The organism is bacterium, from assembly GCA_021372615.1.
Lineage (GTDB): Bacteria > Armatimonadota > Zipacnadia > Zipacnadales > UBA11051 > JAJFUB01.
Map to the genome: position 1 here is coordinate 52,233 of JAJFUB010000151.1, position 12,393 is coordinate 64,625.

12 protein-coding genes are annotated in these 12,393 nt (G+C 67.9%); 10 read left to right on the top strand and 2 right to left on the bottom strand.

The genetic code is table 11. The annotated features are described in order from the left end of the window. The first annotated feature begins 217 nt into the window (after positions 1-217). Positions 218-1,162: a galactose oxidase gene (locus tag LLH23_21955; GenBank protein MCE5241137.1), complete on the top strand. Its 945-nt coding sequence runs from the start codon at positions 218-220 to the stop codon at positions 1,160-1,162. A gap of 143 nt (positions 1,163-1,305) precedes the next feature. On the opposite strand, the gene LLH23_21960 is transcribed toward LLH23_21955, so the two are convergent. Beyond that, positions 1,306-5,430: a hypothetical protein gene (locus LLH23_21960; GenBank protein MCE5241138.1), complete on the bottom strand. Its 4,125-nt coding sequence runs from the start codon at positions 5,428-5,430 to the stop codon at positions 1,306-1,308. A 76-nt stretch (positions 5,431-5,506) separates the two neighbouring features. After that, positions 5,507-6,277, bottom strand: coding sequence for an imidazole glycerol phosphate synthase cyclase subunit (locus LLH23_21965; protein ID MCE5241139.1), 771 nt, complete (start codon positions 6,275-6,277; stop codon positions 5,507-5,509). A gap of 586 nt (positions 6,278-6,863) precedes the next feature. Here LLH23_21965 and LLH23_21970 point away from each other — a divergent pair. The 9 genes from LLH23_21970 to LLH23_22010 all read left to right on the top strand — a co-directional run bounded on the left by LLH23_21970 (position 6,864) and on the right by LLH23_22010 (position 12,334). Next, positions 6,864-7,187, top strand: coding sequence for a metalloregulator ArsR/SmtB family transcription factor (locus tag LLH23_21970; protein ID MCE5241140.1), 324 nt, complete (start codon positions 6,864-6,866; stop codon positions 7,185-7,187). Positions 7,188-7,275: 88 nt separating this feature from the next. Next, entirely contained in the window at positions 7,276-8,304 is a 1,029-nt protein-coding gene (locus LLH23_21975) for a permease (protein ID MCE5241141.1), read from the top strand. 1 nt (position 8,305) lies between these two features. Next, positions 8,306-8,548, top strand: coding sequence for a thioredoxin family protein (locus LLH23_21980; protein MCE5241142.1), 243 nt, complete (start codon positions 8,306-8,308; stop codon positions 8,546-8,548). A gap of 49 nt (positions 8,549-8,597) precedes the next feature. Beyond that, positions 8,598-8,969 (top strand): putative zinc-binding protein, encoded by a 372-nt coding sequence (locus tag LLH23_21985; protein ID MCE5241143.1) that lies wholly within the window; start codon positions 8,598-8,600, stop codon positions 8,967-8,969. Between the two features lie 90 nt (positions 8,970-9,059). Then, complete coding sequence (locus LLH23_21990) at positions 9,060-9,530, top strand: thioredoxin family protein (GenBank protein MCE5241144.1); 471 nt, start codon at positions 9,060-9,062, stop codon at positions 9,528-9,530. 20 nt (positions 9,531-9,550) lie between these two features. Continuing rightward, a complete protein-coding gene (locus tag LLH23_21995) occupies positions 9,551-10,759 on the top strand; it encodes a hypothetical protein (GenBank protein MCE5241145.1) in 1,209 nt (402 codons plus the stop codon). Positions 10,760-10,786: 27 nt separating this feature from the next. After that, positions 10,787-11,461, top strand: coding sequence for a cytochrome c biogenesis CcdA family protein (locus tag LLH23_22000; protein ID MCE5241146.1), 675 nt, complete (start codon positions 10,787-10,789; stop codon positions 11,459-11,461). Between the two features lie 23 nt (positions 11,462-11,484). After that, entirely contained in the window at positions 11,485-11,997 is a 513-nt protein-coding gene (locus LLH23_22005) for a TlpA family protein disulfide reductase (GenBank protein ID MCE5241147.1), read from the top strand. Positions 11,998-12,007: 10 nt separating this feature from the next. After that, positions 12,008-12,334, top strand: coding sequence for a hypothetical protein (locus tag LLH23_22010; protein MCE5241148.1), 327 nt, complete (start codon positions 12,008-12,010; stop codon positions 12,332-12,334). The last annotated feature ends 59 nt before the right edge of the window (positions 12,335-12,393 follow it).

The following is a 12,393-nucleotide window of genomic DNA, read 5'->3' on the forward strand; positions in this document are numbered from 1 at the left end:
CGGCGGGTGTCGCGGTGAGGTCGCGACGCGACCTCCGTGCGACGGGCCCCGCCGCCGGAGTTGCTTGACGCGTGTGGCGGTGCGACCTGCCACCGCGCGCCGTTGGAGCGCGGCTCTCCAGAGCCGCAGTCGTCGCGGTGTGCCACCCACTGGAGGCAGACAGATGCGGCGCCTACCCGTACTGCTCGGACTGATACTGACAGGAGTGACAGGAACCATGAGTGAAGCCAGACAGGGCCCGGACTGGGTGCTGGTCAACCCCCAGGCGGACTGGCGGGCGCGCGATTCACAGGGCGAGTTCGTCTTCGACAACCAACTGTGGATCCTCGGCGGCTGGGTCGCCTCGGATCAGCCCAACCTGCGCGATGTGTGGAAGTCGCCGGACGGCCGCCAGTGGACCCGCACCGTGGAGGAGGCGCCGTGGCGGTTCAGCGACCTCTCCGTGGCCCTGATCTACCGGGGCAAGATGTGGTTCATGGGCGGGCGCAAGCTCCCCGGCAAGGAGAACAGCAACGAGGTCTGGTCCTCGCCCGACGGCGCGCAGTGGACGCTGGAGGCCGAGCATGCCGGCTGGTGCCCGCGCGTGGCTCCCTGTTTCGCCGTGTTCAAGGACCGCATGTGGGTCTATGGCGGCACCGAGAACTTCTACGAGGACACCGACCTCACGCTCAAGAACGATGTTTGGTCCTCCACCGATGGGAAGGACTGGACGCTCGAGACCGCCGGGGCCGCCTGGCCCAAGCGCACCAATGCCCAGACCGTCGTCTTCGACAACAAGCTGTGGATCATGGGCGGCGGCCGCTGGTGCCCCGAGACCGTGGTCCGCAATGATGTCTGGTGCTCCGAGGACGGCGTGAACTGGACCGAGGTGACCCCCGCCGCCCCCTGGCAGCCGCGCCAGTGGTTCTCCCTGGTCGTCTACCGGGGCTGCATGTGGGTCCTCGGCGGCTGGTCGCGGGACAACGGCAACTTCGGGGACGTGTGGTACTCGAAGGACGGCCGGAACTGGACCGAGCTGAAGTCCAGCGCCATCTGGAAGAACCGCCACGAGCACTCCGTGGTGGTCTTCCAGGACAAGCTCTGGCTCTACGGCGGCTACGCGGACAAGCTGAACAGCGAAGTCTGGACCCTCGAGCTACCCGCCGACTGGACCGGCGACTAGCGCACACTTGAGTGAGTCCGTGCATCAGCGGAAGCCAGGTCGTGGGTGCCGCGCCGTGTGCGGCGGGCCCCACGACCGGCGAGCGGCACAACCAGGGCGGGGTGTTCGCCGTCGCGCGCAGGCGGACGGGGACCCCGCCCTGCTCACTTCATCTGCAGCGCGTACACCGCTCCGTCGTCACACGTGGCCAGCAGCTCCCTCGTGGCCGGGTTGCCGTCCAGTTCGGCCGGCGTCACCTGCCGCATCCAGCCCTCCCCGCGGAACGAGGCCAGGTCGTCCCCCCGCGCCCCGAGCACCCGCACCGTCCGGTCCTCCCCCGCCACCAGCAGCTCCGGCTTCCCATCCCCGTTCATGTCAGCGGCCTTCACCTGCCGCGGCACATCCAGCAGGTTGCGGTGCCACAGCAGCTTGCCCTCGCTGTCAAACCCGTACAGCAGGTAGTTCTTGGCGCCCGCCACGGTCTCGAGCTTCCCGTCGCCGTTGAGGTCGCTCAGCGCAAGGCTGGTGATCTCGCTCCCGATCTGGTAGCTGGGTAGCTGGCGCCCCTTCCACTCCAGGAACTGCAGCCACCCGGCCCGGTCGCCCATGACCACCGTCCCCTTCCCGTTGCCCGTCAAGTCGCCTGCAGCCAGCGCCGTGGGGCCCGCATGGCCAGTCGCGTTCAGGTAGCCCGCCTCCTTCCCCTGCCAGTCCCACACCTGCGCTCCGGCGTACGTGTTGCCCATCGCCACCTCCCGCTTGCCGTCGCCGTCCAGGTCATAGGCCACGCCGCACGTGGGTTGATGGGCCCAGTTGCAGCCGCTCCAGCGCAACTGCCCCGTCCCGTCGAAGCAGTATCCCCACCAGTTGCCGGACCCCACCAGCACCTCCTGCTTGCCGTCACCCTCCAGGTCGGCGGTGAAGACGACGCGCAGCGGTCCGGTGAAAGGCGGCACTCCGCGGTAGCCCGGACGCTCGTAACTCCGCGCCGGTGGCTTGACCGTCCACAGCTCGCTCCCGTCCGCCTTCCGCGCGTACAGCGTGTGGTCGGCGCACCCCGCGATCACCTCCACCTGCCCATCGCCGTTGATGTCCCCGGCGGCCACGTCCAGCACCTGGTCGGGCAGCGGCGTCTTCCACAGCAGGCGGCCATCCGCCCCGATCGCGCGCAGGGCCCGGTCGGTGCCGCCGGTCAGCGCCTCCATCTTGCCATCGCCGTTCAGGTCCGCCGCCACCAGGGCCTTGAGGTGGAAGCCACTCTTCACGATCTCCGCCGCGCCCCCCAACCCCCAGATCTCCACCGAGTCGAAGTAGACCTTGTGCTTCTCCGTGTACGGCTCGGCGCTGATCCGCACAGTCCGGGCGCGCAGCGCCGTTGGGGCCGCGATCGGGTAGGGCACGAGGTTGTTCTCCAGCGGCTTGCTGATGCTCACCTCACCCAGCAGCCGCCTGTCCTGTCTGAACCCGTCATTGCTGACTTCCACGGACAGCTTCTTCACCCCGCAGCCGCCCTGGAAGGTGACCAATTGCCGCGAGTTGACCGTCACGCGGGTGAGGTCGGCGGGTCGGCCCAGGTCAAAGCTCAGAACCACCGGCTTCCCCGTCGCGAACATGACGTTCCCGTTGGCCGCGCGGACCGCGTCCAGCTCACCGACGCCGTAGTCCACATCCCTGGGGGTGAGCGGCGCCACACTGCTCGTGACCTTCGTCTCCTTCTGCGGCGCGCAGTTGATGACCGCATCAAACCCACGGAACGCCCACAACGGTCTGAGCCCCTGGCCGTCGCCGCCCGCCGTCTTCTCGGGCGCTTTCCTCGCCAGCTCCGCGTATCGCCGGCTCAGCGCCTGGTCCAGCTTCTGGCACACGGCTGCCGCCGCCGGCGCAAAGCGCAAGTCGTGCCGCCCTGCCGCCAGCATCTCCGCCTTCCCGCCCAGAGTCACCGTCGTCGGCTCCTGGCAGACCACCGTCGCCTGGCCCGTCCGCAGGTTCAGGTGCGCATCCACCGGCAGGTTCGCCGCCAGCTTCACGCCGCCGTACTCCACCTGTGTCGCCCCGGCGAGTCGCAGTTCGTCGCCGGTCACATGCAGCAGGGCGGCCTGCACGCTCAGCCCCGCGAGGCCCTCTGCCTGCCGCAGCCCCACCAGCGCCACCCCCTGGTCCTTCACCAGGACCGACGAGCTGTCCAACGCCCGCACGTCCACCACCTGCTGCGGCCGGGCCACGTGGAACGCATTGGCAAACATGCGGTGGTCGCCCGGCTGCAACTGGGCGCTCTTGGCCTGGTACAGCGCCCGCGCGTTGGCCGGCCCCTGGCAGGACTTCTCACTCAGCGCCGCCCCGTCGGCATTGACCAGATGGAACGTCTCCCCGCCCTGCCTGGCGGTCCAGCGGTTGCCGCCCAGCTCCGTGTCTCCCAGCGTGCGCCAGATGCACTGCAGGTCATAGGTCCCGGCCTGCTCGGCCAGCAAGTCGTCGAGGACGATCATGTACCGATCCTTCACCCAGATCAGGTTGCGGTCCCAGGTCAGCCCGTTGTACCCGACCAGCCGCGACTGCACCAACCCCACCCCCGGCCAGTCCGCCCGTGCGGTCAGCTCGGCCAGTTCCGGCGTCGGCGCGCTGAACCCGTCGCGGTTGATGGTCAGGGTGCTGTGCTCGGTCAGCTCGGGGATCATGTACCCGTCATCGAACAGGAACACGCGCCCCCGGTCCGAGTAGTTGATGATGACATTGGCCGAGGGGTGCGAGTGGAAGCCATAGCACATCCCGCCCAGCAGCAGGTACTCGCGCTGCGGATCGAAGGTTTCCCGCAGCGAGATCTTGTCAAAGCACCGCTCCAGGGGCATGGCCCGCTTCCCGCCGCGGTCATAGACCCACTGCGCCAGCGGCATCACCTTGACCCCCAGCATGTCGGTCGGCTCCTGCCGGGGCAGTACCTCCGGCGGCACCCAGTACGTCCCCGGCCCGCCGCCGAGGTGCTCATACCACCACAGGTACCGCCCGTCCCGGTACAGCCACGCCGCCAGCTTCAGCGCCTCGACCGTGTACTTGCCGCCGAGCTGCGAGGTGTCGCCGAAGCCCCCGGCATTCCCCACGTTGTTGGTGATCAGGATGTCATAGTCGGCCAGCGTCTTGAGGCTGCCGCTGTCGAAGTACGCCCGGTTCGGCCGGTTGAGCGCGAAGGTGTAGTTGTCGTACACCGTGATGTTGCCATACCCGGGGCAGTCCTCGGACACTTTCCAGTTCACGAGGTCATTCTGGTAGTACACATCCAGGTTCTTGAGGATCTTCTCGCCGATGGGGAGGCCGGGGTAGTAGCGCGCGAAGTACAGCCCGGCAAAGAACGACCCGACGGCATTCCAGTTGTTGCCGTGGGGGGCGGCGGAGGGCTTCACGGTCTGCCGCGCATACGGCACCGCGTAGGCATACCGCGCGAAGATGTTGGTCAGCTCGAGGCGGTCGGCGTCGCTGAACGCCTCCCCCTCCTCGATCGCGTCCCAGAGCTGCACAAGTGTCTGCGTGCTGCGCAGATCGTCGGCCGCCCCCTGCCGCTCGACCACCTTGTCCAGGGTTCGCATGGCCGCGAGGAACAGTCGCGCGTATGACGGGACGCCGTACAGGTAGTACTGCGTCCCCCAGCCGATCCCACGGGCGCCGATCTCGGAGTACGTCGCCCCCTCCACACTCTTGAGCAGCCTCGCCTGCTCCTCCGCCGACACCTCAGCCGGCGGCTTGCCCCCGACCGTCACATGCAGCGGCCCCAGCGTCTGCCCGCCTGTCCGGGCGAGCAGCTCGCCCAGCCGCTGCACCGCCGCCTGCGTCCCGGCCACGCTGCTCCCCGCCACGCAGAGGACGTTCTTCCCGGTCTGCCAGGGGTTGTGCACGGTGCGCAGGTCGGCGCCATCGCCGCCGGGGAAGGCGAAGTCACACGGCGTGAACTGCCGCAGATAGAGGTCCTCGGCCACCCTGTTGGTCGCGAAGTTGCCGATGGCGATGAGGTGCTTCGTCTGCCGGTCGGCGTCGGTGATCTGACTCGCCGGCTTGATCGGCAGCGTCACCCCGCAGGCCGCCTTCACCGCCGCCTGCACCGCCTCGGCGGTCCCCTCCAGCCCCTGGCCCTCCGGCGCCGCGATGAGGCACGCCGCCTGCCCGTTGGTCACCAGCGCCGTCTGCAGGCACATGTCCTTGAGCGCACTGATCGCGGGGGCCGCCTCCGCCGCGAGCGCCTGCCCCACCCCCAGCACCAGCAGCACAACGCTCAGAGCGGCAACACGTCCGGGGGATGCCATGGGAGGTTCTCCTTTGGGGCACGGGTGCTGGCGACAAAGCAGGCGCGCGCGGACGGTCGGTGCCATCGCGATGGCCTCAGGCCGGACGCACCAACTGCACCCCATGTTCTGCCAGATAGCGCTTCACATCCGGGATGCTCAGCATGCCGAAGTGGAACACCGAGGCCGCCAGCAGGATGCTGGCCCCGGCCTCGACCGCCTCCACGAAGTGCGCCAGCGTCCCCGCCCCGCCCGAGGCCACGACGGGGGCGTTGACACTCTCGGCGATGCCGCGGATGAGCGGCAGGTCATAGCCGGTCTTGGCCCCATCCCCGGCCTTGCTGGTGGGCAGGATGCACCCGACTCCGTAGCCGTCCACCTGCTTCGCCCACTCCACCGCGTCGGTACCGGTCGCGGTGCGGCCGCCGTCCACATACACCTCGTAGCCCGAGGGCAGTGCCGGGTTGGCGTCCACGTCAATCGCCACCGTCACGCGCTCGGGACCGAACTCCCGGACCATCTCGGCGATCACCTCGGGCCGCCGAAAGGCCGCGCTGCTGGTGGACACCTTGTCCGCACCCGCCGCCAGGACCTGGGCCGCCGATGGCACATCCCGGATGCCACCGCCGACGGTGAAGGGTACGGTCACGACCTCAGCGACCCGCTGCACCACCTCCAGCATGGTCGCCCGCCCCTCCACCGTGGCCGTGATGTCCAGTAGGGCAAGCTCGTCGGCGCCCGCGGCGCAGTATGCCTGGGCGCACGCCACCGGATCGCCCGCGTCGCGGATGCTGACGAAGTGGACGCCCTTGACGACCCTCCCGCTCTGCATGTCCAGGCACGGCATGATCGTGATCGGGTTTGCCATTATCGTCCTCCCTACGGTGTCAGGAGCGCCGGCCCAGACGATCCGGGCCTCTCTCCCAGGCCTTCCTCGCCCTGCTCTCCCTTCCCTCTGTGGGGTGTGACCTTCAGTTGTCGGTGCCGGTGCTAGATGCCGCGCGGACCTTCCCGCCCGCAGGACGGTCGGTGGTGCTCAGGATGGTGGCCTTCCCGTCCGCAGGACGGTCGGCGGTGCGCAGCACCGCCCCCCAGCCGGACGCTTCCGCGCCCGGGCCGCCGCCGCCCCCTTGTCTCTCTCTGCGGTCGTTCCGTTCCGTCCGCAGGACGGTCGGCGGGACGCCCGGCGAGCCCTTGCGCCCGCGCCGGGCCTGCGGCCAACCGTCCTGCGGACGGAAGGCACTCCTGACGGAGAGGAAAGGGGTGGCGTTCCTTCCCGGCGTTGAAACGCCGGGCTGAGGGGCGGTGCCGCGCACTGCCGAGCGTCCTGCGGACGCCACGACTCCCGCCCCGCCGCACCTCCGCCCCCCAGGCCACGCGCCGACAACCAACTGCCCCTTCGTGCCCCCCTTGACAGACGTACCATATTTGGCTATATTGCCAAACAGACAACTATGAGCACCGAAGCCTACAAAGCCAAAGCCGACATCATCAAGGCCCTCGCGCACCCCAGCCGCCTCGCCATGGTCGAGGCCCTCGCCGGCGGCGAAATGTGCGTCTGCCACCTGCAGGAGCTGGTCGGCTCCGACATGTCTACCGTCTCCAAGCACCTCAGCCTCCTCAAGCACGCTGGCATCGTCCGCGACCGCAAGCAGGGCCTGTGGGTGTACTACAGCCTGCGCACCCCGTGCGTGCTCAACTTCCTGGGCTGCATCGAGGCGATGGTCGAGGAGGACGCGGCAGCAGCCTCAGGGCGGGGTGCCCGCCATAGCGCGTAGCGCGACGGCGGACGGGACCCCCGTCACCGCCTGAGCACGCCGACTGCCTCGCATCGTGGTTGTCAGCTCGCCAAGATAGCCAACTAACATGAACACTGCTCCCTGGTGGACCGGGCCCTTCAAGAGCCTCGGCAACCTCCTCGCCTACAACCTGCTCGGCCTCGACCCCAAGAGCCACTTCGGCAGCTCCGTCCAGTTCTTCATCTGGGACGTCATCAAGATCCTCTTCCTGCTGACGGTCATCGTCTTCGCCGTCGCCATCATTCGCAGCTTCTTCTCGCCCGAGCGCTCCCGCCGCATCCTCGGCGGCAAGCACGAGTGGGCCGGCAACATCCTGGCCTCCCTCCTGGGCGTGGTCACACCCTTCTGCTCGTGCTCGGCCTGCCCGCTGTTCATCGGCTTCGTCGAGAGCGGTATCCCCCTGGGCGTGGCGATGTCCTTCCTGATCTCCGCCCCCACGGTCAACGAGGTCGCCCTGATCCTGCTGCTGGGCCTGTTCGGCTGGCGCGTGGCGGGCCTGTACCTGCTCACGGGCGTGCTCATGGCGATCGTGGCCGGGATGGTCATCGGGCGACTCAGGCTCGAACGGTTCGTCGAGGAGTACGTCTGGCAGGTCCAGATGGCCGAGACCGAGGAGGAAGACCCCACCTGGGCTGACCGCCTCGCCTACGCCAAAGACTACACGAAGACGCTGATGAAGAAGGTCGGACCATGGGTCCTGATCGGCGTGGGCGTGGCCGCCGGCATCCACGGCTACGTGCCCGTCGAGTTCGTCGCCCGGGCCGCGGGCCAGGGCAACCCGCTGGCTGTCCCCATCGCCGTCCTCATTGGCATCCCGCTGTACTCCAATGCCGCGGGCACCATCCCCATCGTCCAGGTGCTGGTGGAGAAGGGCGTGCCCATCGGCACCGCCCTGGCGCTGATGATGTCCATCGTCGCCATCTCGGTGCCCGAGATGCTGATCCTCCGGCAGGTCGTGAAGTGGCCGCTGCTCGGGGTCTTTGCCGGGGTGGTGGTCGTGGCGATCATCATCATCGGGACCATGTTCAACACTGTCATCTTCCCCGGTGGCACGCCGCCGGAGATCATGCAGCAACTGCAGAGTCTGGGAGGCTGACATGAAGATCGTCATCTATGGCACCGGCTGCAAGAAGTGCAAGCAGCTCTTCGCCAACGCGGAGGAGGCCGTGCGCCTGGCGGGCGTTGAGGCCGAGGTCACCAAGGTCGAGCAGGTGGCCGACATCGTCCAGGCCGGGATCATGTTCACCCCGGGCCTGACGATTGACGGCCAGGTCAAGTCCACGGGCAGAGTGCCCGATGCGGCCAAGATCGCGGCCTGGATACAGGAAGCCAGGTCGTAGCCCCGACCGCCCCGCCGGGGCGGCAGCCCATGTGAAGGAGGGGACACTTATGTCCTCATGTTGCGCCGGGAGCAAGACGCTGGTGTTCGCGTGTAGTGGCGGCTCAAACGTCGGGCAGCTCAGCAATGAGGCCGCCAAGCAACTCGACATGGAGGGTGTCGGCAGCTTCTTCTGCGCCGCCGGCATCGGCGGCGGCCTGGCAGGCTTCATCACCAAGGCGCGCGAGGCCGACGCGACCATCGTCATTGACGGCTGTGACCTCGGCTGCGTCAAGGCCGCCTTTGAGCGCGAGGACGTGCCCATCTCCAAGTACGTGGTCATCACCGACCTCGGCATCGAGAAGGGGCACCACTTCAATCTGACCGACGAGCAGGTCGCGACCGTCTGCGCAGCGGCGAAGAAGAGCTGCTGCTGCGGGTAAGGCTGCAGCCGGGACGGCCTAGGGTGAGGGTCAGGCGGCCCTCGCCCCGCTCGTCCGGGTGCCGCGCCATCGGATGAAAGGTTGGTTCATGTGAAACGGACACAGGTGGCAGCGCTCATTCTCGTCCTGCTCGTCGTCGGGGCGGTCGTGGCCATGAAGGCCAACCAGATGCAGGACAGCAACACGGTGCCCGAAGGGGCAACCTGTCCCACGGTCCCGAGCAGGAGCGACACCGGCTCACCACCGGCCCCGGCCCCCACGGCCCAGGAGTCGGCTGCATCGCTGCCGCGGCTGGTGGACCTCGGCTCCACCACCTGCATCCCCTGCAAGCAGATGGCGCCGATCCTCGAGGAGCTCAAGGTGGAGTTGCAGGGCAAGGTCGAGGTCGAGTTCATAGACATCGCCCAGAACCCGCAGGCGGCCGACAAGTACGCCATCAACGTGATCCCCACCCAGATCTTCCTCGACCAGACCGGCCAGGAAGCGTTCCGTCACGAGGGCTTCTACCCCAAGGCGGACATCCTGGCCCAGCTGGAGAAGATGGGCGTCAAGACCAACTAGGCCAACTGGAGGAGTGCCCCATGCTGCCAAGGCGCTTTGCTCTGTGTGCCGCTGCGGCCCTCTGCGCCGCCGGCGTGGTCGTGGCCCAGGGCGCGGTCAAGCTGCCGAAGCTGGTGGACCTGGGCTCCACCACCTGCCTCCCCTGCAAGCAGATGGAACCCATCCTCAAGGAGTTGAAGACCGAGCTGGCGGGCGTCGTGGACGTGGTGTTCATCAACGTCTACGCACAGCCGGAGATGGCCCGGGACTTCCGCATCGAGGTCATCCCGACCCAGGTCTTCCTCGGCGCAGATGGCAAGGAGCTGTTCCGCCACGAGGGCTTCTATGCCAAGAGCGCGATCCTCGCGAAGTGGCGCGAGTTGGGCGTGGCGGTGCCGCTCCCGGCGCTGCCCTCCGTCAGCCGCTGGAACGTGCCGCCGGACACCCGCCCCCGGGACACCATCTGCTACCTGTGCGATGGCGCCGTGGCCCCAAAGACCGCAGTCCTGGTGAAGACCGACAAAGGCGAGGTGCGCCTGTGCTCTCCGCACTGCTTCCTCGTGATGCTCTCCTCCTACACCGGCGACTGCGCGCCGCTGGAGGACAAGGCCTGCGTGACGGACTACAAGAGCGGCCGTCCGGCGCCCCTGCGGGACGCCAGCTATCTCGTTGTACTCAACGAGGAGACGGGGAGGCCCTTCGTGATGGCCTTCGCCAAGCGCGAGGCGGCGCTGTCCGCCCGGCGGAGTGTCGGTGGCAGCATCCTGACCTATGAGCTGCTGAAGGCCTGCGAGTTGGCGACCCGCTGCGGCTTCTGCGATCGCGCCGTCTACCCGCAGGATGCCGCGCTGGTGACGGCCGGGGGCCTGCACACCTACGGCTGCTGTTCGCACTGCGCCATGGGTGTGGCGGCTCGCACAGGCAAGGACATCGAGGTGCATCAGCCCGACGCCCTGACCGGGCAGATGATCGTCGTCAAGACCCTCGACGGCACGATTGCCTCCCTGGACCCGCCGACGGCCGTGGCCTGGTTTGGCCAGCGGACGAAGCCGGACGGCAAGCATGCTTCCGCCGGCTGTTTCCATCAGGGCTTCTTCGTATCCGTCGAGAACCTGCAGCAGTGGCTGGCCGCCCATCCGCTGGAGACGGGCGAGCTGATCACCATCGAGAAGGCCCTGGCCGACAAGATGGCGCTCTCGGCCGAGCAGATCAAGAAGGCCTGCAAGATCGGCGAGTGCGCCCCCAAGTAGCCTGACAGGAGCACGACCTTGGACCTCATGCAGCCGCTGCAACAGGCCCTCGACCAATCGTCGCTGCTGGTGGTCCCGCTGGTCTTCTTGGGCGGGGCGGCCACGGGGCTGAACCCGTGCGTCTACCCCACCATCCCGGTGCTCGTCGGCTACATCTCGGGCCAGAAGGAGCAGCCCCGCTGGCGCGGACTCGCCCTGGCCCTGACCTTTGTGTTCGGGCTGGCTATCACTTACGTGATCATCGGGGCGACCGCGTCCTTCGTCGGCAGCGTCCTGGGCCTGTCCAAGGCCGGCTGGATGTATGTTGTCGCCGCCGTCTGCCTGCTCGTCGGGCTGAACATGACGGGGCTGCTGCCGCTGAGCTTCAGCACCTGGGCCCCCGCGCAGTCGAAGTGGTCGCGGCTCAGCGGCTTCGCCGGCGCCCTGGTCCTGGGCATGCTCTTCGGCCTCGTCGCCAGCCCGTGTGCCATGCCGATCCTCACGCTGATCCTGGCGCTCATCGCCCAGAAGGGGCAGGTGGCCTACGGCTCGCTGTTGATGTTCACGTACGCCGTGGGCCATGGCCTGCCGCTGGTGATCATCGGCACCGTAGCGGGCGCGCTCACCAGCCTCGAACGCTGCACCAGGTACTCCGTCCTGATACAGCGGGTCGGCGGCTGGCTCCTGGTCGCTGTGGGCGTGTACTTCATCTGGACAGCCTGACCATACCGCAGAGGAACAGAGACATGCGCAGGAACCTCAGACTTGCCGTCACCGCCGCCCTGTGTGCGACCGTCCTGACAGCGGCCCACGCCGAGGGGCTCAGCGTCGGTGCCAGGGCCCCCGGCTTTACCCTCAAGACCCTCGCCGGGAAGCCCTACAAGCTGTCGGACTACAAGGGCAAGAGCGTGGTCATACTCGACTTTGGCCGCTTCACCTGCCTGCCTTGCCGCGACATGCTCAAGGACCTGCAGAAGCTGCAGGCCAAGTACAAGGGCCACGGTGTGCGGATCTTCCAGGTGAACCTCGACGGCCCGCTGGCGGGGAGGGTGGTCCCCAAGGGCCTCCGCGAACTCGGGGTGACCTTCCCGATCCTGCAGGACGCCGAGTTCCGCGTCGCTGAGGCATACAAGGTGCAGACCATCCCGCACCTCGTCCTGGTGGATACCCAGGGACGAGTCCGCTTCACGCACACCGGCTATGAGCCGGGCCTGCGAGCAAAGCTCGTCGCGCAGGTAGACAAGTACCGACGCAAGTAGGAGTGACCAGATGAGTGCAGTCAAGGGAACCATCCACGCCGGCGTGTGCGGCTTCGTCACCGAAGTCATCGCCCGGTGTGACGACAGCCAGCACGTCTCGTTCGACATCACCACCCCGTGCGAGAAGGTGGGGAAGCTCGCCGAGATCCTGCCGACCGTGGACGCCTACGAAGAGATCGGCAGCGGCTTCAACGGCCAGGTCATGACCGCCGTGCGCCAGTGTTTCGAGGGGTGCTGCAGCGGCTGTGCCGTGCCGGCCGGGGTGTTCAAGACCATGCAAGTCGCGGCCAAACTGGCTCTGCCCCAGGCAGTCACCATAGCCCTTGAGAAACTCTAGTGAGGTCGGCACAACTAGGGGAACAGGCCGTGGGTGCCGCGTCGTGTGCGGCGGGCCCC